At 57.6% G+C, this 23067-nt stretch carries 22 protein-coding genes and 1 pseudogene; 18 read left to right on the forward strand and 5 right to left on the reverse strand.

Translation table 11 applies throughout. From position 1 onward, the window contains the following. Positions 1 to 91: 91 nt before the first annotated feature. Positions 92 to 958: an RNA polymerase factor sigma-32 gene (locus ACEQWH_RS13195; protein WP_370231582.1), complete on the reverse strand. Its 867-nt coding sequence runs from the start codon at positions 956 to 958 to the stop codon at positions 92 to 94. Between the two features lie 75 nt (positions 959 to 1033). Between ACEQWH_RS13195 and cobU the strand changes: the two genes are divergently transcribed. From cobU to ACEQWH_RS13215, 4 genes are all read left to right on the forward strand, one after another. After that, positions 1034 to 1561 carry a bifunctional adenosylcobinamide kinase/adenosylcobinamide-phosphate guanylyltransferase gene (cobU, locus tag ACEQWH_RS13200; RefSeq protein WP_370231583.1) on the forward strand — a complete coding sequence of 176 codons (528 nt, stop codon included), beginning with the start codon at positions 1034 to 1036 and terminating at the stop codon, positions 1559 to 1561. Then, positions 1558 to 2130 carry a histidine phosphatase family protein gene (locus ACEQWH_RS13205; RefSeq protein ID WP_370231584.1) on the forward strand — a complete coding sequence of 191 codons (573 nt, stop codon included), beginning with the start codon at positions 1558 to 1560 and terminating at the stop codon, positions 2128 to 2130. Before cobU ends, ACEQWH_RS13205 begins: the two co-directional genes overlap by 4 nt. Positions 2131 to 2189: 59 nt before the next feature. Then, positions 2190 to 2873, forward strand: coding sequence for a glutathione S-transferase (locus ACEQWH_RS13210; RefSeq protein ID WP_370231586.1), 684 nt, complete (start codon positions 2190 to 2192; stop codon positions 2871 to 2873). Between the two features lie 78 nt (positions 2874 to 2951). Further along, on the forward strand, positions 2952 to 4463 hold the full coding sequence (locus tag ACEQWH_RS13215) for a YifB family Mg chelatase-like AAA ATPase (RefSeq protein WP_370231587.1): 1512 nt from the start codon (positions 2952 to 2954) through the stop codon (positions 4461 to 4463). Here the strand turns inward: ACEQWH_RS13215 and gshB are convergent. From gshB to rsmI, 3 genes are all read right to left on the reverse strand, one after another. Beyond that, positions 4460 to 5392: a glutathione synthase gene (gene gshB / locus ACEQWH_RS13220; RefSeq protein WP_370231589.1), complete on the reverse strand. Its 933-nt coding sequence runs from the start codon at positions 5390 to 5392 to the stop codon at positions 4460 to 4462. The genes ACEQWH_RS13215 and gshB overlap by 4 nt on opposite strands. Positions 5393 to 5454: 62 nt before the next feature. Then, positions 5455 to 5910, reverse strand: coding sequence for a YraN family protein (locus tag ACEQWH_RS13225; protein ID WP_370231591.1), 456 nt, complete (start codon positions 5908 to 5910; stop codon positions 5455 to 5457). Between the two features lie 21 nt (positions 5911 to 5931). After that, positions 5932 to 6792 carry a 16S rRNA (cytidine(1402)-2'-O)-methyltransferase gene (gene rsmI, locus ACEQWH_RS13230; protein ID WP_370231592.1) on the reverse strand — a complete coding sequence of 287 codons (861 nt, stop codon included), beginning with the start codon at positions 6790 to 6792 and terminating at the stop codon, positions 5932 to 5934. A gap of 113 nt (positions 6793 to 6905) precedes the next feature. Here rsmI and ACEQWH_RS13235 point away from each other — a divergent pair, with 113 nt between their 5' ends. From ACEQWH_RS13235 to murJ, 3 genes are read left to right on the forward strand one after another with little or no spacing between them, the layout of a single operon-like run. Next, entirely contained in the window at positions 6906 to 8078 is a 1173-nt protein-coding gene (locus ACEQWH_RS13235) for a penicillin-binding protein activator (RefSeq protein WP_370231594.1), read from the forward strand. Then, positions 8038 to 10845 carry a [protein-PII] uridylyltransferase gene (locus tag ACEQWH_RS13240; RefSeq protein WP_370231595.1) on the forward strand — a complete coding sequence of 936 codons (2808 nt, stop codon included), beginning with the start codon at positions 8038 to 8040 and terminating at the stop codon, positions 10843 to 10845. The genes ACEQWH_RS13235 and ACEQWH_RS13240 overlap by 41 nt, the downstream gene beginning before the upstream one ends. Continuing rightward, complete coding sequence (gene murJ / locus ACEQWH_RS13245) at positions 10842 to 12380, forward strand: murein biosynthesis integral membrane protein MurJ (protein ID WP_370231597.1); 1539 nt, start codon at positions 10842 to 10844, stop codon at positions 12378 to 12380. The genes ACEQWH_RS13240 and murJ overlap by 4 nt, the downstream gene beginning before the upstream one ends. A 46-nt stretch (positions 12381 to 12426) precedes the next feature. Here the strand turns inward: murJ and ACEQWH_RS13250 are convergent, their stop codons facing one another. Beyond that, positions 12427 to 13113 carry a rhomboid family intramembrane serine protease gene (locus tag ACEQWH_RS13250; RefSeq protein WP_370231598.1) on the reverse strand — a complete coding sequence of 229 codons (687 nt, stop codon included), beginning with the start codon at positions 13111 to 13113 and terminating at the stop codon, positions 12427 to 12429. Between the two features lie 85 nt (positions 13114 to 13198). Between ACEQWH_RS13250 and trpS the strand changes: the two are divergent. The 11 genes and pseudogenes from trpS to ACEQWH_RS13305 all read left to right on the forward strand — a co-directional run bounded on the left by trpS (position 13199) and on the right by ACEQWH_RS13305 (position 23066). Beyond that, positions 13199 to 14233, forward strand: a pseudogene (gene trpS, locus ACEQWH_RS13255) (tryptophan--tRNA ligase). 121 nt (positions 14234 to 14354) lie between these two features. Next, positions 14355 to 14810 carry a universal stress protein gene (locus ACEQWH_RS13260; protein WP_370231600.1) on the forward strand — a complete coding sequence of 152 codons (456 nt, stop codon included), beginning with the start codon at positions 14355 to 14357 and terminating at the stop codon, positions 14808 to 14810. Positions 14811 to 14911: 101 nt separating this feature from the next. Next, a complete protein-coding gene (locus ACEQWH_RS13265) occupies positions 14912 to 15475 on the forward strand; it encodes a NifU family protein (RefSeq protein WP_370231602.1) in 564 nt (187 codons plus the stop codon). Then, positions 15465 to 16052: a tRNA (adenosine(37)-N6)-threonylcarbamoyltransferase complex dimerization subunit type 1 TsaB gene (gene tsaB, locus ACEQWH_RS13270; protein ID WP_370231604.1), complete on the forward strand. Its 588-nt coding sequence runs from the start codon at positions 15465 to 15467 to the stop codon at positions 16050 to 16052. Before ACEQWH_RS13265 ends, tsaB begins: the two co-directional genes overlap by 11 nt. Then, on the forward strand, positions 16049 to 16465 hold the full coding sequence (locus tag ACEQWH_RS13275; RefSeq protein WP_370231606.1) for a GNAT family N-acetyltransferase: 417 nt from the start codon (positions 16049 to 16051) through the stop codon (positions 16463 to 16465). The genes tsaB and ACEQWH_RS13275 overlap by 4 nt, the downstream gene beginning before the upstream one ends. 186 nt (positions 16466 to 16651) lie before the next feature. Beyond that, the gene (locus tag ACEQWH_RS13280; protein WP_370231608.1) at positions 16652 to 17650 is read left to right on the forward strand and encodes a BMP family protein; all 999 of its coding nucleotides are present in this window, start codon (positions 16652 to 16654) and stop codon (positions 17648 to 17650) included. Positions 17651 to 17658: 8 nt separating this feature from the next. Further along, complete coding sequence (locus ACEQWH_RS13285; RefSeq protein ID WP_370231610.1) at positions 17659 to 19236, forward strand: ABC transporter ATP-binding protein; 1578 nt, start codon at positions 17659 to 17661, stop codon at positions 19234 to 19236. Then, complete coding sequence (locus tag ACEQWH_RS13290) at positions 19236 to 20333, forward strand: ABC transporter permease (RefSeq protein WP_370231612.1); 1098 nt, start codon at positions 19236 to 19238, stop codon at positions 20331 to 20333. The genes ACEQWH_RS13285 and ACEQWH_RS13290 overlap by 1 nt, the downstream gene beginning before the upstream one ends. Beyond that, on the forward strand, positions 20333 to 21298 hold the full coding sequence (locus ACEQWH_RS13295) for an ABC transporter permease (RefSeq protein ID WP_370231614.1): 966 nt from the start codon (positions 20333 to 20335) through the stop codon (positions 21296 to 21298). The genes ACEQWH_RS13290 and ACEQWH_RS13295 overlap by 1 nt, the downstream gene beginning before the upstream one ends. 86 nt (positions 21299 to 21384) lie before the next feature. Next, entirely contained in the window at positions 21385 to 22302 is a 918-nt protein-coding gene (locus ACEQWH_RS13300; RefSeq protein WP_370231615.1) for a sulfite exporter TauE/SafE family protein, read from the forward strand. Then, positions 22302 to 23066 carry a TIGR02186 family protein gene (locus ACEQWH_RS13305; protein WP_370231617.1) on the forward strand — a complete coding sequence of 255 codons (765 nt, stop codon included), beginning with the start codon at positions 22302 to 22304 and terminating at the stop codon, positions 23064 to 23066. The genes ACEQWH_RS13300 and ACEQWH_RS13305 overlap by 1 nt, the downstream gene beginning before the upstream one ends. Position 23067: the final 1 nt, after the last annotated feature.

The raw sequence follows: 23067 nt of genomic DNA on the forward strand, positions 1-23067 counted from the left end.
GCTATTTACATAGCTCTGCATCAAATTTCAAAGATCTCGCAACAAGTCGAGGATAGACACGTGTTCCCAAGCGCTTAAGCACCTGTGACTATCACAGGAAATGCTGCACCTCGCGCACGTTCGTTTCAAGAAACTTGCGCATCTTGCCAAAAGCCGCGGCTTCGACTTGGCGAACACGTTCTTTTGAAAGCCCGAGTTCCACACCGAGGCTTTCGAGGGTTCTGGGCTCTTCTCTCAGCTTACGTTCGCGTATGATCAATCGTTCACGGTCACTCAATCCGTTCAAGGCATCCAACAGCCACACCCGTAGCTGATCTGTATCATGTGACGACTCAAACGCCTCTTTGGCCTGCTCCGTCTCATCCTCCAGTAGATCAATCCATTCCCGCCCCTCCTCTTCGACAGATTGGGTTGCGTTCAAAGAATAGTCAGAGCCAGACAAACGCCCATCCATCATTTCAACATCATGCAGGGGAACGCCCACCTCAGTAGCAATCAATTGATGCAGCTGATGACGATCCAGTTGTTCTCCGCGCTGGGACGCTTCGCGCTCCAGCTGTGCCTGAACACGGCGCATGTTGAAGAATAGAGATTTTTGGTTACTTGTGGATCCTGTGCGCACCATGGACCAATTGCGCATCACGTAATCCTGAATGCTCGCCTTTATCCACCAAACGGCATAGGTCGAAAAGCGGACACCGCGATCAGGGTCGAATTTGTCCGCAGCTTTCATCAGCCCAAGACCCGCCTCTTGAACCAAATCGTTCATGGGCACGCCATAGCGTCTGAATTTGGCAGCCATAGAGATCGCGAGCCGCATGTAGGCCGTAATCAACCGGTGCAGGGCGCGTTCGTCGCGGTCATCCCGCCAAGCCACCGCCAAGGCCGTCTCGGTCTCGGCATCTAAAAGTTCTGCTTTCATCGCGCCACGCATGAAAGTCTGATCCATATGTGTCATTGGCCCCCTCCTTGCGCCGAATATTTATGTTATTTACGCAAGGAACATTGAAGCGGATCACAATTAGGAAAACGAATGGCGCATCTGCCAAATCTGACATTTGTTCTTGGCGGCGCCTCTTCTGGTAAATCCGCCTTTGCCGAGGCCCTTGTGGTTCAGACCGGCGCGCCTCGGGTCTATGTCGCGACATCGCAAGTTTACGACGACGAAATGGCCGCCAAGGTGCGCGATCATATCGATATGCGTGGCGCAGACTGGCTGACCATCGAAGAACCGCTGGATATGCAGGCTGCACTGTCGCAGGTCGGCGCAGATCAGGTGGTGCTTTTGGACTGCGCATCGATGTGGCTGACCAATCACATGATGGCCGAGCATGATATCGAAGCTGAAACCCAATCGTTTATCGAGTCACTTGCGGCGTGCAATGGCCGGGTTGTCATCGTCTCAAACGAAGTCGGCATGGGAATTGTGCCCGACAATGCACTGGCGCGCAGGTTCCGCATTGCGCAGGGCAAACTGAACCAAGAGCTGGCCGCGGCCGCCGACCTTGCCGTCTTTGTGATCGCAGGGCTGCCGCAAGTTTTGAAAGGGCAACTTCCATGAGACGTCTCAGCCTTGTGCGGCACGGCCCGACGCACGCAAAAACCATGGTCGGCTGGAGCGATTTGCCCGCAGATCTGTCTGACACCGCCGCCATCGCGAGGCTTTCAGCACATCTTCCGCAGGACGCGCTGGTCATTTCCTCGGATCTGTCACGCGCCGCCGCAACCGCCGACGCCATCCAAGGCAGCCGCGCGCGCCTGCCACATGACCCGGGCCTGCGGGAAATGAATTTTGGCGACTGGGAGTTGCAACGCTTTGACGAGGTCGAGGATCAAGAAACCTATCGGGCCTTTTGGGAAACGCCCGGAGATGTCAGCCCCCCAAATGGCGAATCCTGGCACACGCTTGAGGCCCGCGTCGGTAAGGCTGTGGACACAGCGCTTGCCGCTTACCCAGACAAAGATCTGATCGTCGTGGCCCACTTCGGCGCCATTCTAACCCAGCTTCAAAGGTCCGAGAAGCTAACCGCCTATGAGGCCTTTGGCCATCGGATCGACAATCTGTCGGTGACAGAAATCGACATCGATGCATCCGGCTGGACGACCAAAGCGATCAATCACACACCGTGATCCGCCGCATGACAGATCTTGGTTTTACCCGCCACAGGCTTTCGGCCTAGTCTTTCCCTATGACTTATCATCTGATCATCGGCGACTACGCCTATTCTTCCTGGTCCCTGCGCGGGTGGCTGCTGCTTGAAAAATTCAACCTCCCGCGCCGGGAAACTTTGCTGAACTTCCACGACCCTGCCGGGGTTGCTGCGCAAATGGCGGACCATGCGCCCGCGAAAACCGTTCCAACCCTGGTGACCGAGGACGGTGTGGCAATTTCAGACAGCCTTGCCATCGCCGAAGAACTGGCCAGCCGTCACCCCGACGCAGGTTTTTGGCCCAAAAACCCAAAGCACCGCGCTGTGGCTCGCACGCTAGCGGCCGAAATGCATTCTGGTTTTACGGCGTTGCGCGGTGATTGCCCGATGAACCTGCGCACAGCCTATGCCGACAGTCAGCCCAGCAGCGCGGTTCTAGAGGATGTGGCACGCCTGGAAACGATCTGGTCTTGGGCGCGCGACATGTGTGGCTCCAAAGGCCAGTGGCTCTGCGGCGACTATTGTGTGGCTGACGTCTTTTTTGCCCCCGTCGCGGCGCGGCTTGCTGGTTATAGCCTCCCCATGTCGGACATGGCACAGGCCTATGTGAACAGCCACCTGACGGATCCCGCATTCCAGAAATGGCGCGCCCTTGGGTTGGAAATTGGCGACACCTTGCCGTGGTACAAAAAAGACTATCCGACCAAGGACTGGCCGGCTTAGACACCCCTAAGTCCCTGCGTATGTTAACAGTTTGCTAACCATCTGTGCCTAGCCTGCCCCAAACGGCAAGAGGCTTATATGTCCGCGCGCAGCTATACCGTCGCATTTGAAGGCGTGGACGCACACCTCGTCGAGGTGCAATGCGCCATCACACCGGGCGTGCCCGCGTTTTCCATCGTGGGCCTGCCAGACAAGGCGGTATCAGAGGCGCGCGAACGTATTCGCGCTGCAATGAATGCGCTGGCGATTGCCTTGCCGTCAAAGCGGATCACTGTGAACCTGTCGCCGGCCGACCTGCCCAAAGAGGGCAGCCATTTCGACCTGCCCATCGCAATCGCACTGCTGGCGGCTTTGGACATCATTCCTCAAGATGCGGCAGATGCGACCTTGGCACTGGGCGAGCTGTCTCTGGACGGAACGCTGGTGCCCGTGACCGGCGCCTTGCCTGCGGCCATGACCGCCGCGCGCGAGAACCGTCGCCTGCTTTGCCCCGCGGCCTCAGGGCCCGAAGCCGCCTGGGTTGGCGCGACCGAAGTCATCGCACCGCGAGGTCTGACAGAGGCGCTGCGCCATTTCACAGGTCAGACCCCGATTGCGCCAAGCCAGCCCGGTGAAGTGGTTCGGGACCAAGATCTCAAAGATCTGCGCGACGTGAAAAGCCAGTATCGCGCCAAACGCGCGCTGGAAATCGCGGCTGCGGGGCGTCATCACCTCTTGCTGATCGGCACGCCCGGATCCGGAAAATCCATGCTGGCCGCACGGTTGCCATCGATCTTGCCCCCACTGACCGCAGAAGAGGCGCTGGAAACCAGCATGATCCACTCGATCGCAGGTCTGTTGGATCAGGGCGGCATCTCGCGCACGCGCCCCTTTCGCGAACCGCATCACACGGCCTCGATGCCCGCCATCGTGGGCGGCGGACGACGCGCGCAGCCCGGTGAAATCAGTCTGGCGCATAATGGCGTGCTGTTTCTGGACGAATTCCCCGAGTTCACACGGAATGTGCTGGAAACCCTGCGCCAACCGATTGAAACCGGAAAAGTTCTGGTCTCGCGGGCCAATGCCCACGTCAGCTACCCCTGCCGATTCTCGCTGATTGCCGCCGCAAACCCCTGTCGTTGCGGCTTTATGTATGATCCCGCCCAGGCCTGCGCGCGGGTTCCGGTCTGCGGCGAAGAATACCTGGACAGGATCTCTGGCCCGCTCATGGACCGCATTGATCTAAGGCTAGAGGTACCCCCGGTCGAGTTTCAGGATCTGGATCGCCCCGCAGATGGCGAGCCCTCGTCGGTGGTCGCCGCCCGCGTCGCCTTGGCGCTCAAACAGCAATCCGTGCGGTTCAAAGATTTTGCCGATCTGCGCACCAACGCAGACCTGCAAGGCAAATTTCTGGAAGAGGTCGCAACCCCTGATGCAGAAGGCCGCGACCTGATGCAGATGGCCGCGCAACGGTTCAACGTGACGGCGCGCGGCTATCACCGCATCTTGCGCATCGCGCGCACAATCGCAGACCTTGAACAAAGCATCGGCGTGCGTGCGCCACACATCGCCGAAGCTCTCAGCTACCGGATCGTGCGCGACACGCCTTAAAGTTTGGCTTCGATCGCCTGCCAGATTTGTTCGGCAATATTCACACCGTCAAACCGCTCAAGCTCCTGAATGCCGGTCGGTGACGTGACATTGATCTCGGTCAGATAGTCGCCAATGACATCGATGCCCACAAACACCTGCCCTTTTTCACGCAGCAAGGGGCCAATCGCAGCACAGATCTCGAGATCGCGCTCTGTGAGACCAATTTTTTCCGGACGACCGCCGACATGCATATTGCTGCGGGTTTCCCCGGCCGCTGGCACGCGGTTGATGGCACCGACAGGCGCGCCGTCCACAAGGATCACCCGTTTGTCGCCATTGCTGACATCCGGCAGGAACTTTTGAACGATCAGCGGCTCGCGACTAAAGCCGGTAAACAGCTCGTGCAGTGAGGTCAGATTGCGATCATTGGCATCCAGTCGAAACACGCCCGCCCCGCCGTTGCCGTAAAGCGGTTTGAGAATCACATCGCCATGCTTTGCCTTGAACGCTTTGATTGTCTCCAGATCACGCGCAATCGTTGTGGGCGGCGTCAATTGCGGGAAATCAAGAACCAAAAGCTTCTCGGGGTAGTTACGCACCCAGAACGGATCATTCACCACCAGCACGTCATCTTTCAGCCGATCCAAGAGATGGGTCGAGGTGATGTAGTGCATGTCAAAAGGCGGATCCTGACGCAGCCAGATCACGTCAAAGTCGGCCAGATCCACATTCTCCAAGGGACCCAGATCCACATGTTCCCCTTGCACACGCTGAACAGTGAACCTGTGCCCTTTTGCCGTGATGCGACCTTCTTCATAGGCCAGCTGGTCTGGCCCATAAAAGAACAACTCATGCCCTCTCGCCTGCGCCTCTTCAGCTAGACGAAAAGAACTGTCGGCGTTGATGTCAACATCGGAGATCGGGTCCATCTGGAAGGCGATTTTCATGGGCAGTCCTCAAATTCACTGCCCTTTACATGGCGTAGCAAACCCCGCCTTGCAATGGGGGGTTAGGCCGCCCAGAGAGCATTTTCCAGAATTTCTGTTTCCCCATGCCGGTTCACCAGAGCAACATCAAAACGCATATCTGTCATTTGACCCATGGGTTGATCCGCAACGAACACAGTGGCCGCCTGCATCAACCGCCTGATCTGAGCCGGGCGCAGCGACTGTACTGCGCGATCAAAATTGGCACTTTGCTTGACCTCAACAAAGACACAGCCAGCCCCGTCGCGATAGATCAAATCAATTTCACCACCGCCGCCGCGCCATCGGCGTGCAAGCGGTTCAAATCCACGGTCACGATACATCCGGTCAACGGCGTTTTCCGCGGCCTGCCCGGCAAGATAAGCCCGTTGTCCACGCGACCTACGCACATCCTGAACGGGTGTTGAATCTGCCTCAAAATCAAGTGTCAGCTGCACCGGTTGCGCATTGGCAAAAGCACTGGATGTATCAACAAACATTGGGGTTCCTAAAGCCGATCGTTACTTTGACGATTTCAACTCTAGGGCCAATGCGTAAATTTTTCGTTTGTTCTGTCCGGTGGCCTGCGCCACGGTTTCGGCCGCATCGCGCACGGACATGGTTTCAAGCGCTTTGCGAACCGCATCCGCGATATCGTCTTGCCCCATCTCTTGCGCACCCGCGCGGTCAACCAGCACCACAATCTCGCCCTTCACAGAGGCACCTTTCAACTCTGTCGCCAGGCTGTCCAAGGTACCGCGTTTGACCTCTTCGAATTTCTTGGTGATCTCACGACATACCGCGGCCGAGCGGTCTGGCCCCAATACGGCTGCCGCGTCGCGCAGCATGTCAGCCAAGCGCTTTGGGCTTTCATAAAACACCAAAGTTCCTGGGATCTCACGCAGAGCGTCCAGTTTGGTTTTTCGCGCCGATGTGCTGTTGGGCAGAAAGCCTTCAAAGAAAAACGCATCCGTCGGCAACCCCGCCAGAGTCAGAGCGCTGACGACAGCCGAGGCTCCGGGGGTGGTGGTCACAAGGTGGCCTGCATCTGAGGCTTCTTTGGACAGGTGGTAGCCTGGATCGGCGATCAAAGGCGTGCCCGCTTCGCTGGCGTAGGCCACGGATTTCCCCGCCTCAAGCAGCGCCAGAATCTTGGCCCTTGCCCCAGCGCTTGAATGATCGTGATAGGCCAGAACCTGCCGCCCGTTCAGGGGCACCCCATGGATCTCGAGCAATCGGCGCAAAGATCGCGTATCTTCTGCGGCAATGACATCGGCGCTGGCCAAGACGTCAAGTGCACGCAATGTTATGTCCCTCGCTGTCCCAATCGGGGTCGCGACAAAGTACAGACCCGGGGTCAGCCGTTTGATTTCATGATTCAACGCTGGACCCTCCGGCGTGCACGTTTATTATTCGCCTCATCAGGGGCAACCAATCACGCGGGAGCGGCTTTTACGCCACAGATCCCGCCCAGGCCAGGAATGAGGATAGTTCTATGGGTTCCGCTTTTAAGCTTCGTCGCCGCTTTGTGAAAGGGGCACTTGTCCTCGCAACTGCGGTAGGCATCGCAGCCTGTGAGCCGATTGCCCTTGGAGGCGGCCCATCGATCAATACAACGGCCCCTGTTCCAGTGGCTTTGTTGGTGCCCAAAACATCTGAGGCCGCTGGCGATGCGACGCTGGCGCAAAGTCTGGAAAACGCCGCGCGTCTGGCGATTGCCGATTTGCAGGGCGTCCAAATCGATATGCGCGTCTATGACACAGCCGGAGACGTGCAGACCGCGCAAAATGCCGCCCGTCAGGCTGTTGAGGATGGTGCAAAGATCATTCTGGGGCCAGTGCGCTCTGCCCCGACAAATGCGGTTGGACTTGCGATGGCGGGCACGGGCATCAACGTGCTGTCCTTCTCAAACAACCCATCGATTGCAGGTGGCAATGTGTTCGTGCTGGGCGCGACATTCCAGAACACCGCAGACCGTCTGATCGAATTCGCAACCCGCAATGGCAAAAACAGCTATGTGACTGTGCATGCAGAAAACGTCGCAGGCCAAGCGGGTCGGGACGCGATCATCAACGCGATCAACGCGAATGGCGCAGTGAATTCGGGTGCCGTGTCCTATCAGTTCTCGCAGCAGGGCGCGATTCAGGCCGTCAATGAAGTACGCGATCTGGTCGAAGACACCGCAGCAGACGCGCTGTTCCTGACAGCGGATGCATCCGGTGCGCTCCCGTTTTTGGCAGAACTCATGCCTGAGGCCGGTGTGACCGCAGAGAAAGTTCAGTATCTGGGCCTGACCCGTTGGGACGCAACACCACAGACTCTGGCGCTGAAGGGCGTGCAAGAAGGCTGGTTCGCGCTTCCTGATCCGGCGCTGACAAGCCAGTTCAACAGCCGTTACACCGACGCATTTGGTGGCAAACCTCATGCAATCAGCGGTTTGGCCTATGATGGTGTTGCTGCCATCGGCGCACTTGTGGCAGAGGGACGTAGCAATGCTCTGACCACCGATGCGCTGACACAGGGCGCAGGTTTTCAGGGTGTGAACGGTATTTTCCGTCTGCGTGCAGATGGTACGAACGAGCGCGGGCTAGCAGTGGCCACAGTGCGTGACAAACAGGTTGTTATCCTTGACCCAGCACCAAGAAGTTTCGCCGGAACAGGCTTCTGATACGGCACCATTTCTGCCAGAGCCTCCGGCAGATCTTATTTGCGACCCTGATCTGATTGTGAACCGCGCCAAGTTTGGCGCGGATCTTTCCGCTTTATGCGCAGCCTCTAAAGACGCGAAAGACATGCGTCAGGGCGTTGTTGCGCTGTTGCGAGATGTGCAAAAAACGGGGCGTGCGGCGATTGAGGCTGGGTTTGAAACACGCCCCTTTGACGCGCGGCCATTGACGCGGGCCTATACCTGGCTGACCGATTGCCTTGTCACGACAACCCATTTTGTTGCCGTCACCCACCTGCATCCGCTTGCAACCCCTACCGAAGGCGAAAAAATCGCGCTTTTTGCGGTCGGCGGATACGGGCGCGGCGAGATGGCGCCGCAGTCTGACGTCGATCTGCTGTTTCTGACACCCTACAAGATCACGCCCTGGGCTGAGAGCGTCATCGAATCGATGCTCTATATGCTGTGGGATTTGCGCCTGAAGGTCGGGCACAGCTCGCGTACCATCCGGGATTGTCTGCGCCTTGGGGGCGAGGATTTCACCAGTCGCTCAGCCTTGCTCGAACAGCGATTTCTGGCAGGCTATGCGCCCCTTGGCGATGAATTGCCAAAGACGCTGGAAAAAGACCTGTTCAAAGGCAGTGAACGTCAGTTCATCGAAGCGAAGCTGGCAGAGCGCGACGCGCGGCACGTCAAACAAGGCGCGCGTTATGTGGTCGAGCCGAACGTCAAAGAGGGCAAAGGGGGTCTTCGGGATCTGCAGTCTTTGTTCTGGATCGCGAAATATGTCTACCACGTGAATGACGTGCGCGAACTGGTCGGCCTTGGGCTATTTCGTCAGGAAGAATTCGAACTGTTCGCCCGCGCCGAGAATTTTCTCTGGGCCACCCGCGCCCATCTGCATCTGTTGGCGAAACGGCCGATGGAGCAGCTGAGTTTTGACATGCAGGTCATGGTTGCCGAACGCATGGGCTATGAGGACAAAGCCGGGCGACGCGCGGTCGAGATCTTTATGCAGGACTTTTTCCGGCATGCCACCTCGGTTGGAGATCTGACGCGGATCCTGTTGACGAAACTGGAAGCCAATCACGCCAAAGCCCCTGCCTTGATGGAGCGGATATTCAAACGGCGCCGCAAGGTTAAGGATGGCTATCAGGTGATCCACAACCGGCTCGCCATCGCTGATGACACCAAGTTTCTGGAAGACCGGCTGAACCTGTTGCGCCTGTTTGAAGAAGCGCTGCGGACCGGGCTTTTGATTCACCCGGACGCAATGCGTTTGGTGACGGCCAATCTGCATCTGATTGACGACTCAGTGCGCTCGGACAAACACGCCGCCAAGATTTTTCTGGATACGCTACTGAAACACGGCAACCCGGAGCGTGCCCTGCGGCGCATGAATGAACTGGGCGTGTTGTCGGCGTTCATCCCAGAATTTGAACCCATCGTCGCGATGATGCAGTTCAATATGTACCACAGCTATACGGTGGACGAGCACACCATTCAGGTGATCTCGCAACTGACGCGGATCGAGCAAGAACTGCTTGAAGAAGAGCTGCCCCTGAGTTCCAATATTCTGCGCCAGGGGATCAATCACAAGGTCATGATTGTCGCCCTGCTGTTGCATGACATCGGCAAAGGGCGCGAAACCGATCACTCTATCCTTGGGGCGCAAATCGCCAAGAAAGTGGCCCCGCGGCTGGGATTGAACAAAGACGATTGTGACACAGTTGAATGGCTGGTCCGCTCGCATCTTTTGATGTCGGATGTGGCTCAGAAACGCGATCTGTCCGACCCGCGCACCATCCGAGACTTTGCCAAAGCCGTGGGCAGCGTCAAGCGGCTGGATTTGCTGACAGTTCTGACGGTGTGTGACATCCGGGGCGTCGGGCCTGAAACGTGGAACAACTGGAAAGCCACCCTGATCCGGTCTTTGTATGGGCTGACGCGAACCGCGCTTGAAGACGGGCTCGAAGGCATCAACCGCAAGAACCGGGGAGTCGAGGCACGCAAGGCGTTGCGCGCTGCCCTGACGGGTTGGGATGCCAAAGCGCTGAAACAGGAAACCAGCCGTCATTACGACGCCTATTGGCAAGGTTTGCCAACCGAGGCGCAAACGGTCTTTGCAACGCTGCTGCAAGAGTTGGGTGACGACGAAATTCGCATCGATCTGCATCCGGATACAGACCGCGATGCAACGCGCGTTCTGTTTGCCATTGCCGATCACCCCGGCATCTTCTCGCGCCTCGCGGGGTCGCTTGCGCTGGTTGGCGCAAATGTCGTGGATGCGCGGACCTATACGACCAAGGACGGCTATGCCACCGCCGCTTTCTGGATTCAGGACGCCGATGGCCACCCCTATGAGGCCAATCGGCTCGAGCGTTTGTCGCGCACGATCCACAAAACACTCAAAGGCGAAGTGGTCACATCCGAGGCCATGCGGTCGCGCGATGCCCTCAAGAAACGCGAACGTGCCTTCAAAGTGCCTACGACCATCACCTTCGACAACGAGGGGTCCGAACTTTATACCATCATCGAAGTCGACACCCGTGATCGTCCGGGCTTGCTGCATGATTTGACCCGCGCGCTTGCCAACAGCAATATCTATATCGCCTCTGCGGTCATCGCGACCTATGGCGAACAGGTGGTCGACACCTTCTATGTGAAGGACATGTTCGGTCTGAAGTTCTATACCGAAAGCAAGCTCAAGACGATTGAGAAACGTCTGAAAGACGCAATCGTCAAAGGGCGCGAAAGGGCAGATGGATGAAGCCGATCCGGCTGATAAAAGGATTTCTGACCGTCGGGTTCTGGACCCTGCTTAGCCGCGTACTTGGCTTTGCGCGCGAGATTCTGCTGCTCAGCCTGATTGGACCTGCCGGGGGCATGGATGCCTTTGTCGCGGCGTTCCGTCTGCCGAACATGTTCCGCCGTTTCTTTGCGGAAGGGGCGTTCAACGCAGCCTTCGTGCCGATGTTTTCCAAGAAATACGAGGCAAATGACGGCGCCACCGAGTTTGCGCGCGACGCGTTTAACGGCTTGGCCTTTGCGGTGCTAACCCTGACCGCCTTGGCCATGATTTTCATGCCAGCGCTGGTCTGGGCCACAGCCGAGGGTTTTTACGGCGACGAGCGCTTTGACGTGACCGTGGGATACGGACGGATTGTATTTCCCTATATTCTGTTCATGTCGCTGGCGGCCCTGTTCTCTGGTGTTTTGAACGCCACCGGCCGCTTCGCCGCCGCCGCCGCCGCCCCCGTTTTGCTGAACATCTTTGCGGTCACGGCAATGACTCTGGCCTATATGCTTGGCCAGGAAGTCATCCTCTGGCTGATCTGGACCATTCCGATTGCCGGCATTGCGCAACTGGCACTTGTTTGGACAGCGGCGAGCCGCGCCGGTGTTAAAATCCGGCCCGGCCTGCCACGCTGGTCGCCGGACATGTCGCTGATGCTGAAGGTGGCTCTGCCTGCGGCGTTGGCGTCTGGTGTGATGCAGGTCAATCTGGTCGTCGGCCAATTGGTCGCCTCGCGCACCGAAGGTGCGGTCAGCTGGCTGTTTGCAGCCGACCGCCTGTATCAGCTGCCTCTTGGCGTAATCGGCATTGCCGTTGGCATCGTTCTGTTGCCAGATTTGTCCCGCCGCCTGAAAGCCCAGGACGACGCAGGCGCACGCAATGCCTATTCCCGCGCGTCCGAATTCGCCCTGGCCCTGACGATCCCAAGCGCGATTGCCCTGCTGGTCATTCCACTTCCGTTGGTTTCGGTGTTGTTTGAACGCGGCGAGATGACTCCGGCGGACACGCAAGCGATTGCTGTGGCGACGGCCATCTACGGCCTGGGTCTGCCCGCCTTTGTGATGCAAAAGACCCTGCAACCCCTGTTTTTCGCCCGTCAGGACACCAAGTCCCCCTTCCGCTATGCGGTCTGGTCGATGGTGGTGAACGCAGCGCTGGCCTTTGGTCTGCACCCCTGGATCGGATGGATGGCCCCTGCGGTGGCAACCACGACAGCGGCTTGGATCATGGTTCTGCAACTGGCGATCGGCGCGGGCCGTTTCGGCGATGTCGCCCGTTTGGATGCGCGTTTCAAATCCAAAATCTGGCGCATCACGGTCGCAGCGCTCGCAATGGGCGGGGCGCTTTACGCGCTGGCAGATCACTTTGCTGCAGCGTTGAACGCGGACGGCCTACGCTATCTGGCGCTGTTGGGGTTGGTTCTGGCTGGGATGGCTGTTTATTTTGGCGTCGCCCATGTGATCGGCGGCCTCAACCTGAAAGAGCTGCGCCGCGCGGGGCGGTCCTAACACCACGGCCACGGTTGTGCATAGTCAGCCGCCCCCCCCGCGGCCCCTAGCCCCTGCGGATCATCTCGCGAATACGCGCCCATCCGCCGGGAACCAGAAAGCACGACAGGCCAAACCCCGTGGCAAATCCGGCGACATCCGCCACCCAGTCGCCATTGCTTTCAAACAACAGGCCGAACACAAGCTGAATGAACATCAGCCCGCCAATCAGGGTAAAAGCCCGCATTTGATTGTCGCCCGTGCTGCGCAACCGCACCCACAAAAGGAAACTAAAGGCTCCGATAAATCCGTAAACACCGGGATACGCCCCGACCAGCCCGACCGGAGAGGGCCAAACCAGCGCAAAGACAACGGCCCCAACGATACCCGGAACCACGAACACAATGAGGGTCGCAACGGCGGAAAAAACCTCGCCCACCATATTACCAAGCGCCAGAACCATCACGGCCGCAAAGGCCGCGTGCACGAAATTTCCGTGCAAAAACAGATAGCTCACAAGACGGATCATATATTCCGGCAGCCAGCGATCTGTCTGCACCATCAGGAAAAACGTCTCGGACGTAAAGGCGAACTGATGAAAGGCCTGCAAACGCCAACCCACCGCTGTGGGCCCACCAACATAGCCTTTGGCCCCCAGATAAAACAGGCACTCGATGCCCAGAATGAACACGGCGAGGGCCACAACAACCGGTGGCACCGCGTTGAACGGGCTGACATTCTGCTCTTCACTCATCTCGCGCTCCTTGACGGCCATTGGTGCCACGGTTACTCCAAGCTCGGCTCTATTTCCAGCCACCTCAACAGACGGAGTAATCACCATGACCGAGGCGGTCCAAACGTCCTCTACCTTCACCCCACGGGTCTTGTCAGGCATCCAACCCTCTGGCGGGCTGACTCTTGGGAACTACCTTGGCGCGATCAAGCGCTTTGTCGACATGCAAGAGCAAGACTATGAAACGCTCTATTGCATGGTGGATTTGCACGCGATCACCGTCTGGCAAGATCCTGCAAAACTGCGCCATGCGACGCGCGAACTGTGTGCAGGTTTTATTGCGGCGGGTCTGGATCCTGCGAAATCCACTCTGTTCAATCAAAGCCAGGTACCTGAACACGCGCAACTGGGCTGGATTTTCAACTGCGTCGCCCGCATGGGCTGGATGCAGCGCATGACACAGTGGAAGGACAAAGCCGGCAAGAACCAGCAGAACGCCTAGCTGGGCCTGTTTGCCTATCCTGCGCTGATGGCGGCGGATATCCTGATTTATCACGCCACCCACGTCCCTGTGGGCGAAGACCAGAAGCAGCACCTAGAGCTGACACGCGACATTGCGATCAAGTTCAACAACGATTTTGGCGTCGATTTCTTCCCAATCACCGAACCGGTGATCGAAGGCGCGGCCACACGTGTCATGTCCCTGCGTGACGGAAGCAAAAAGATGTCCAAGTCCGATCCGTCCGATGCCAGCCGCATCAATATGACCGATGACGCTGACACGATCGCCAAAAAGATCCGCAAGGCCAAGACCGACCCAGAGGCGCTGCCTTCTGAAACCAAAGGGCTGGAGGATCGTCCCGAGGCCCGCAATTTGGTGAACATCTATGCGGCCCTTGCAGAGCAAAGCGTCGATCAGGTGCTTGCAGATGTTGGCGGCAAACAGTTCTCGGAATTCAAACCGATGCTGTCGGAACTGGCAGTCGAAAAGCTGGCCCCGATTTCCGGCGAGATGGCGCGTCTGATGCAGCACCAAGACGAGATCGACGCGATTCTTGCCAAAGGTGCGTTGCGGGCGCGTGAGATCGCAGAACCGGTTCTGAAGCGGACCTATGAGATCGTTGGGATGGTGGGCAGCTAACCTGCGCCCCAACCGAAAAGACAAGGCGGGACAGGGTAATACTCTGGTCCCGCCTTGCTGCTCGATCCCGCATTGCCTCGGCGCGCTGGTTGCGCCATGATCCCCGGAAAGGGAGACACCCATGCGTAAATTTCTGGTCGTATTGGACGACAGCAAAGAATGCCTGAATGCGATGCGGTTCGCCGCAATGCGCGCCAAGAACACACAAGGTGGTGTCGAAGTTCTGTCTGTCATCCCGCCGGACGAATTCAACCACTGGATCGGTGTTGGCGACATCATGCGCGAAGAAGCCCGCGAGCGGATTCGTGTGCACTTTGAGGTCTTTGCCAAATGGATGCGCGACCGGCAGGGGATCGACCCTGAACTGGTCATCCGCGAAGGAGAGCCGGTGACAGAAATTCTTGCTCAAATTCAAGAAGATCCCGAGGTTGGCGTGCTGGTTCTGGGGGCAGGAACCGACAAGAAAGGTCCGGGTCCGCTGGTCACCAAACTGTCACGCAGCTCTGGCACGTTGCCGGTTCCGGTGACGATTGTTCCGGGCGATCTGTCGAAAGAAAAACTCGAAGCGATCACCTGACCTGCTGCCAAGACACAGGCCGGTCGATTTAGAATCGTTCCAAAACTTGACAAGCCGCTCTGCGGGGCGCATATCCAAGTCACGACGAAAGGGACCATTCCATGTTCATTCAGACTGAATCTACGCCTAACCCCGCCACCTTGAAGTTCTTGCCCGGCCAGACCGTGCTAGAGGTCGGGACCGCTGATTTCCCATCGGTAGAAGCCTCCGAGGCCTCGCCTTTGGCCAAGCGCGTTTTCGCGGTGAACGGCGTGACTGGCGTGTTTCTGGGCAATGATTTTGTCACAGTGACCAAAGACGCCTCTGTCGAATGGGACCACGTGAAACCTTCGATCCTTGGCGCGATCATGGAGCACTTCCAGTCAGGTCAGCCCGTTATGGGCGATGCCGGCGCTGCCAACAGCGGTCACGCAGAGCATACCGGCGAAGATGGCGAAGTGGTCGACCAGATTAAAGAATTGCTGGACACGCGCGTCCGCCCGGCCGTTGCCCAAGACGGTGGCGACATCACATTCCACGGATTTGACCGCGGCGTGGTGTATCTGCACATGCAAGGCGCCTGCGCGGGCTGCCCGTCCTCTACGATCACCTTAAAAATGGGGATCGAGAACCTGCTGCGGCACTACATCCCCGAAGTCACCGAGGTGCGCCCAGTTGGTGTCTGACACGCTGATCCTGGGATTTGATACATCGGCCGCGCACTGCGCGGCCGCTTTGCTTCAGGGTGACACGGTTTTGTCCTCCCACTCGCTGGAAATGTCGCGCGGGCAGGCAGAGCAGCTCATGCCGTTGTTGGAACAGGTTTTGACAGATGGCGGTGCGGGCTGGAGCGACCTTTCGGCCATCGGGGTCGGCATCGGTCCCGGCAACTTCACAGGCATCCGCATCTCCGTATCTGCGGCACGCGGCCTGGCGCTTGGTCTGAACATCCCGTCCATCGGCGTGTCGACGTTCGATGCAACACGGATAGGATCCCCCGCTGCAACTGTGGCCGTGGTCCCTGCCCCGCGCGATCAGCTTTACGTCAGCGATCCGGCGACGTCTGACGCACCTTTCCTGACGTCCGCGCCCTACACCGCGGCCGGAACGATCCTTGCGCCGCCGCCCGCAAACGCCTTGGCCGAGAACATCGCAAGGGTCGCCGCAAGCCGGGTTGGGCACGACATTGAACGGCCTGCCCCGCTCTATATCCGCGCCGCAGACGCAGCCCCTGCGCGCGATCTGCCACCCAAAATTCTATGACACCGCAGCAACTGGAAGTGATTCACAAAAGCGCTTTTCAGCAGACTCGCGCCTGGAGTGCCTCTGAATTCAGCGATTTGCTCGAATCTCCGCTCTGTTTTTTGATCACAAATGACGAATCTTTTGCGATCGGACGCGTCATTGGGCCCGAAGTTGAGCTGTTAACGCTAGCAGTCGCGCCATCGCGCCAACAAAAAGGTATAGGTCGGGCCTGCCTTGCTGCTTACGAGTCGATGGCCCAAAACAAGGGTGCAACAGAGAGTTTTCTGGAAGTATCCGCTGCAAACACGGCCGCTATACACCTTTATAAAACAAGCGGTTACGCGGAAATTTCGCGCAGGCCAAATTACTATGAAGTTTCCGACGGAACCCGCGAAGATGCTCTGATCTTTCGAAAATCTCTGGTTTTTTGACTCTTCGGTCAGAAATTTTCTCGCTTTTCAATCAAGTTTAGGTTGAAGCTCCCCTCTCTGTCGTTTGAAAATGAACCTGTTGACGAAACAGGTCCGTTTAGACCTAATCGTCCGATCAGTTAGGACACCTTAACTAAGAGTCCAGTCGAAGAAGTCTGGACCGTTTTACAAAAGTGGGAGAACCTCATGACCAAAATGAAACATCTGTTTGGCGCCGTAGCGGCCATCGCAATGACCGCAGGTCTTGCATCCGCTGAACCAGCGCTGATCTTTGACCTTGGCGGTAAATTCGACAAATCCTTCAACGAAGCGGGCTATAACGGTGCGCAGCGTTGGGCGGACGAAACCGGCGGCACATTCCGTGAAATCGAACTGTCTTCCGAAGCACAGCGTGAGCAAGCTCTGCGCCGTTTCGCAGAAGCAGGTGCAAACCCAATCATCACCATGGGTTTCGCGATGACTGTTCCAATCGAAACAGTTGCGCCTGAATATCCAGACACCAAGTTCGTAAACATCGACGGCTGGGCAAACCTGCCAAACGTTCAGACCGTGTCTTTTGCTGAGCACGAAGGGTCCTACCTTGCGGGTGTTATGGCGGCGAAAGCTTCCAAATCCGGCACCGTGGGCTTCATCGGCGGCATGGACATTCCTCTGATCCGTAAGTTCGCTTGTGGCTATGCGCAGGGCGTTAAGTCTGTAAACCCAGACGCAACCGTGATCTCCAACATGACCGGCACAACTCCGGCAGCTTGGAACGACCCGGTAAAAGGCTCTGAGCTGACCAAAGCACAGATCGCTGAAGGCGCAGACGTTGTATACGCAGCGGCAGGCGGCACCGGTGTTGGCGTTCTGCAAACAGCAGCAGACGAAGGCATCCTGTCCATCGGCGTTGACAGCAACCAGAACTACCTGCACTCCGGTCAGGTTCTGACATCCATGCTGAAGCGCGTAGACAACACTGTTTACAACGCACTGAAAGCTGGCGCAGATGGCCTGCAAACTGGCTTCATCAACATGGACCTCGCGTCCGAAGGTGTTGGCGTTGCGTTTGACGAGCACAACGCTCCTCTGGTCAACGACGAAATGAAAATGGCGGTTGCAGCAGCGACCGACGCGATCGTTTCCGGTGCCGTCACAGTTGAAAACTACGCAGCATCTGAGTCCTGCTCTGTTCTGGAATTCTAATCCTTAACATGTCTGTTGATACTGAAACGGGGCGGCCTGAATTGGCCGCCCTTCCCGATCAAGCCCCCGCGCTAGAGCTTCGAGGCATCTCTAAGGCCTTCGGGCCGGTGCAAGCCAACAAAGACATCTCGATCTCGGTCCAGCCTGGTACAATTCATGGTATCATTGGAGAGAACGGCGCGGGAAAATCCACTCTCATGTCTATCCTTTACGGCTTCTACAAAGCCGATAAGGGCGAAATTTTCATTGGCGGCAAACAAACCGTCATTCCAGACAGTCAGGCTGCGATCGCGGCTGGCATCGGTATGGTGTTCCAGCACTTTAAGCTGGTCGAAAACTTCACCGTTCTGGAAAACATCATCCTCGGGGCCGAAGAAGGCGCCCTATTGAATACCTCCCTTGGCAAAGCGCGCAAGGAACTGGCCCATCTAGCCAAAGAGTACGAATTGAACGTTGATCCGGACGAGGTGATCGAGAACCTCTCTGTGGGCCACCAGCAACGTGTGGAAATCCTAAAGGCCCTGTATCGTCAGGCAGAAATTCTGATCCTGGACGAGCCTACCGGCGTTCTGACGCCAGCCGAAGCAGACCAGCTGTTTCGTATCCTCGACCGCCTGCGGTCCGAGGGCAAAACGATTATCCTGATTACGCACAAACTGCGCGAGATCATGGAATACACCGACACCGTAAGCGTGATGCGACGTGGTGAAATGACGGCCACCGTCAAGACAGCAGAGACCAACCCAGAGCAGCTTGCTGAGCTGATGGTTGGGCGTAAAGTTCTGCTGCGCGTCGACAAAAAGCCAGCATCGCCCGGTGCTGATGTTCTTGAGATCAAGAACCTCAGTGTTGTGGACGACCAAGGCGTCGAGCGGGTCAAGCAGGTCAACCTGTCCGTGCGGGCCGGCGAGATTGTCGGTATCGCGGGCGTCGCTGGCAATGGTCAGTCCGAGCTTCTTGAAGTTCTGGGCGGATATGCTGAAGGCACAGGTTCCGTGAAGGTCAACGGCCAAGAGCTGCCCCTGAAGGGTGCCGGCTCAGACGGTCAGGCACGCCGCGATGCAGGCATTGCGCACGTTCCAGAAGACCGTCAGCGCGAAGGCCTTATCATGGACTTTGCCGCCTGGGAGAACTCGGTGTTTGGCTATCACAACGAGCCAGAGTTCCAGTCTGGCGTGTTGATGGACAACAAAGGCATTCAGGCGAAAGCTGCCGAGCAGATGGAACGCTTTGACGTGCGTCCTCGCAACGCGAACCTTTCGGCAAAGAACTTCTCTGGTGGTAACCAGCAGAAAATCGTCGTGGCGCGTGAAATCGAGCGGAACCCTGACTTGCTGCTGATTGGTCAGCCAACACGCGGCGTTGATATTGGTGCGATTGAATTCATCCACCAGCAAATCGTCGAACTGCGCGATCAGGGCAAGGCAATCCTGCTGGTGTCCGTGGAACTGGACGAGATCCTGTCTCTTTCCGACCGTGTGGCTGTCATGTTTGACGGCCAGATCATGGGTGAGCGCAATGCGGCAGACACCAACGAGCGCGAGCTTGGCCTGTTGATGGCCGGCGTTAATGAGGAGACCAGCTAATGGGTAAAATGCCTCTTTGGGCGGACGCCATTCTGGTGCCGCTGTTCAGTCTTGCATTGGCGGCAATCGTCAGTGCGCTTGTGATCCTTGGGATCGGCGAGAACCCGGTCGAAGCGTTTAACCTGATGGTTGATGGGGCGCTGAAGCGGTCTGACGGCTGGGGTTTCACGCTGTATTACACCACCAACTACATCTTTACCGGTTTGGCGGTCGCGGTGGCGTTCCATGCGCGTCTGTTTAACATCGGTGGCGAAGGCCAGGCGATGTTGGGCGGTGTTGGCGTGGCTTTGGCCTGTCTCTATATCCCGTGGCCTCATTGGTCGATCGCGTTGATCGGCACCAGCGTCTTTGCGGCGTTGTTTGGCGCGGCCTGGGCCTATATCCCCGCGATCTTGCAGGCAAAACGCGGCAGTCACATCGTGATCACTACGATCATGTTCAACTATATCGCCTTCTCGGTGCTGGCATATCTGCTGGTAGAAGTTCTGCGCCCTGCAGGGTCCATGGACCCGGCCTCGGCCACCTTCCCCGAAGCGACGCATCTGCCGAGTTTCCATGACATGTTTGCCCCAGAAGGGTCACGCCTGTTCCGTTCAGCCCCCGCCAACGTAAGCTTCTTCCTGGCACTTGTCGCCTGCGTTGGGGTGTGGTTGCTGATCTGGCGTACACGTCTTGGATACGAAATCCGCAGCTTTGGTCATTCAGAAACCGCGGCAAAATACGCAGGTATTTCGCCGACCAAGATCACCGTGATCGCAATGCTGATTTCTGGTGGTCTGGCCGGTATGATGGCCATCAACACAACGATGGGCGAAAGCGAACGGTTGGTTCTGAACTTTACCGAGAACGCTGGCTTTGTCGGTATTGCGGTTGCCCTGATGGGTCGAAATCACCCTGTCGGGATCCTGTTGGCAGCGTTGCTGTTCGGGTTCCTGCAGCAAGGGGGTGCGGAACTGGCCCTGTGGACCAACATCCCACGTGAATTGATCGTTGTGATCCAAGCCTTGGTGATCCTCTTCACCGGCGCGCTGGACAATATGGTGCGTATGCCTCTGGAACGCGTGTTCCTGGCACTTGGTAAGAAGGAGGCGAACTAGTGGATTTCGTCACAATTCTGCAGGTACTCGACAGTACCGTTCGCTTGGCCATTCCTTTGCTGCTGGCGTGTCTGGCAGGTCTGTATTCGGAACGCGCCGGGATCTTTGACATCGGTCTCGAAGGCAAAATGCTGGCCGCCGCAATGGCCGCCGGTGCCTTTGCAGCGCTCAGTGGCAACGTCTGGGTCGGCCTGCTGGCCGGAATCGGCGCCTCGCTGATCATGTCAGCTTTGCACGGGCTTGCGTCGATCACCTTCCGAGGCAACCAGCTGATCTCGGGGGTGGCGATCAACATGCTGGCCGCGGGCATCACGGTGCTGATCGCACAGGATCTGTTCCGCCAAGGTGGCCGGACACCGTCGCTGACCTCTGGCGGCCGCTGGGAGTCGATTGACTGGCCCTTTGCGGAAACGCTGGCGAATGTACCGTTCTTTGGCCAGACCTATAGCGAGCTGATCTCGGGTCACAGCCTGTTGGTCTATGTCGCGATCGCGTTGGTGCCACTGACATGGTGGGTGCTGTATCGCACGCGCTTTGGCCTGCGTCTGCGCGCGGTGGGCGAAAACCCCGCCTCTGTGGACACAGCCGGTATTTCGGTGATCCGTCTGCGCTATACCGCAGTCATGATCTGTGGCGTGCTGTGTGGCGTCGCAGGGGCCTATCTGGCGACCGGCCTTCAGGCAGGCTTCATCAAAGATATGACCGCGGGTCGTGGCTTTATCGCCCTTGCCGCTCTGATCTTTGCAAAGTGGCGTCCGTGGTATGCGCTTTGGGCATGTTTGCTGTTCGGCCTGCTGCAGGCGGTGGCAATCCGCTACCAGAGCATTGACCTGGGGGGAATCACCATTCCGGTTCAGTTCATGGAAGCACTGCCGTACATCCTGACAGTGGTCATTCTTGCCGGATTTGTAGGCCGCGCGATCCCGCCAAAAGCGGGCGGCGAGCCTTACGTGAAAGAAAGATAAGACCAATTCTCCAAAAATACCGCTCCAGCCCGAATATTTTCTTCGGGCTGGTTGCATTTTAAAGACCACAGGCGCAAACACGCGCCATGCAGATCTACCTCCCCATTGCTGAAGTCTCGGTGAACGCTTTCCTGCTGCTTGGATTGGGCGGCATGGTTGGTGTGCTGTCTGGAATGTTTGGTGTCGGCGGCGGCTTCTTGATGACGCCGCTTTTGTTTTTCATAGGCATCCCTCCAGCCGTTGCCGTGGCAACCGAGGCCAACCAGATCGTGGCCTCGTCCTTCTCGGGCGTATTGGCGCATTTCAAACGGCGCACGGTCGATCTCAGGATGGGCGTGGTGCTGTTGATAGGCGGCTTAACGGGCGCGGCCCTTGGGGTCGTGATCTTCAACTACCTGAAATCTCTCGGACAAGTCGAGCTGCTGGTGCAGCTTTGCTATGTTGTCTTTCTGGGCATCATCGGCAGCTTGATGTTCGTCGAAAGCCTGAATGCGCTGCGTCGCTCGAAGAACAACGCAGCCCCGGTCAAGCGCAAGAACCACAGCTGGATTCACGGGCTGCCGTTCAAAGTTCGCTTCCGCGTCTCGGGCCTTTATATCTCGGTCATCCCGCCTCTTCTCGTTGGCCTGCTTGTTGGGGTTCTGTCAGCGATCATGGGCGTCGGCGGTGGATTTATCATGGTACCTGCCATGATCTACCTGCTGGGCATGCCCACGAAAGTGGTGATCGGCACATCCCTGTTTCAGATCATTTTCGTCACAGCCTTTACGACGCTGCTGCACGCCACAACCAACTACACCGTGGACATGGCCCTTGCGGTTTTGTTGCTGGTAGGCGGCGTGATTGGGGCGCAGATCGGTGCCGTGATCGGCACGCGCCTCAAGGCTGAACAGCTGCGTATTCTGCTGGCCCTTCTGGTGCTTTTGGTCTGTGGCAAGCTGGCATTTGACTTGCTGGTCATGCCAAGCGAATTGTTCTCGCTTGGCGCGGCAGGAGGTCACTGATGCTTCGACTGCTAGCCCTTTTGATCTGTTTTGCCCTGCCCGCGGCGGCACAAGAAAACGTGGTTCTTGGCCTCAGCCAAAACCGTGTCGCGATCACGGCCAATTTTGATGGCTCTGAAATCCTTGTCTTTGGCGCGGTCAAACGCGAAGACGCCATTCCCGATGGCCCGCCGCTTGAAGTGATCGTCACGGCCTCTGGCCCGAAAGAGCCACTGGTTGTGCGCCGCAAAGAGAAGCGTTTTGGCATTTGGGTGAACACGGATTCCGTGACCGTCGACGAAGCGCCTAGCTTTTACGCTGTCGCTACAAGTGCCCCATTTGACGAGATCATCAGCTCGGTCGAAGATCTGCGTCACGAGATTTCGATCCGCGAGGCCATCCGGTCTGTCGGCGCTGACATGGCTGTTTCCGACGCCCAGGATTTCGCCGAGGCCGTGGCCCGCATTCGCGAAAACAACGGGCTGTATTCACTGCAGGAAAATTCGGTTGATGTGGCCGAACAGACGCTGTTCCGCACATCCATCACGATGCCTGCGAACCTGACCGAAGGCGACTATGCCACGCGCGTATTCCTGTTGCGCGACAAACAGGTCATCGCGGTTCATGAGACCACGATCGATGTGCGCAAAGTTGGGCTAGAGCGGTTCCTGTTTAACCTGTCCCGCCAACAGCCACTGATCTATGGTCTGCTGTCCATCGCCATTGCGATTGCTGCGGGCTGGGGCGCCTCTGCGTTCTTCCGTTTTATCCGTCAGGGATCTTAAC

Source organism: Cognatishimia sp. (genome assembly GCF_964229375.1).
Lineage (GTDB): Bacteria > Pseudomonadota > Alphaproteobacteria > Rhodobacterales > Rhodobacteraceae > Cognatishimia.

Coding starts and splice junctions, on each gene's coding strand:
- ACEQWH_RS13195 (WP_370231582.1), bottom strand. CDS start 958: ATGACACATATGGATCAGACTTTCATGCGTGGCGCGATGAAAGCAGAA.
- cobU (WP_370231583.1), top strand. CDS start 1,034: ATGGCGCATCTGCCAAATCTGACATTTGTTCTTGGCGGCGCCTCTTCT.
- ACEQWH_RS13205 (WP_370231584.1), top strand. CDS start 1,558: ATGAGACGTCTCAGCCTTGTGCGGCACGGCCCGACGCACGCAAAAACC.
- ACEQWH_RS13210 (WP_370231586.1), top strand. CDS start 2,190: ATGACTTATCATCTGATCATCGGCGACTACGCCTATTCTTCCTGGTCC.
- ACEQWH_RS13215 (WP_370231587.1), top strand. CDS start 2,952: ATGTCCGCGCGCAGCTATACCGTCGCATTTGAAGGCGTGGACGCACAC.
- gshB (WP_370231589.1), bottom strand. CDS start 5,392: ATGAAAATCGCCTTCCAGATGGACCCGATCTCCGATGTTGACATCAAC.
- ACEQWH_RS13225 (WP_370231591.1), bottom strand. CDS start 5,910: ATGTTTGTTGATACATCCAGTGCTTTTGCCAATGCGCAACCGGTGCAG.
- ACEQWH_RS13235 (WP_370231594.1), top strand. CDS start 6,906: ATGGGTTCCGCTTTTAAGCTTCGTCGCCGCTTTGTGAAAGGGGCACTT.
- murJ (WP_370231597.1), top strand. CDS start 10,842: ATGAAGCCGATCCGGCTGATAAAAGGATTTCTGACCGTCGGGTTCTGG.
- ACEQWH_RS13250 (WP_370231598.1), bottom strand. CDS start 13,113: ATGAGTGAAGAGCAGAATGTCAGCCCGTTCAACGCGGTGCCACCGGTT.
- ACEQWH_RS13260 (WP_370231600.1), top strand. CDS start 14,355: ATGCGTAAATTTCTGGTCGTATTGGACGACAGCAAAGAATGCCTGAAT.
- ACEQWH_RS13265 (WP_370231602.1), top strand. CDS start 14,912: ATGTTCATTCAGACTGAATCTACGCCTAACCCCGCCACCTTGAAGTTC.
- ACEQWH_RS13275 (WP_370231606.1), top strand. CDS start 16,049: ATGACACCGCAGCAACTGGAAGTGATTCACAAAAGCGCTTTTCAGCAG.
- ACEQWH_RS13280 (WP_370231608.1), top strand. CDS start 16,652: ATGACCAAAATGAAACATCTGTTTGGCGCCGTAGCGGCCATCGCAATG.
- ACEQWH_RS13285 (WP_370231610.1), top strand. CDS start 17,659: ATGTCTGTTGATACTGAAACGGGGCGGCCTGAATTGGCCGCCCTTCCC.
- ACEQWH_RS13290 (WP_370231612.1), top strand. CDS start 19,236: ATGGGTAAAATGCCTCTTTGGGCGGACGCCATTCTGGTGCCGCTGTTC.
- ACEQWH_RS13300 (WP_370231615.1), top strand. CDS start 21,385: ATGCAGATCTACCTCCCCATTGCTGAAGTCTCGGTGAACGCTTTCCTG.
- ACEQWH_RS13305 (WP_370231617.1), top strand. CDS start 22,302: ATGCTTCGACTGCTAGCCCTTTTGATCTGTTTTGCCCTGCCCGCGGCG.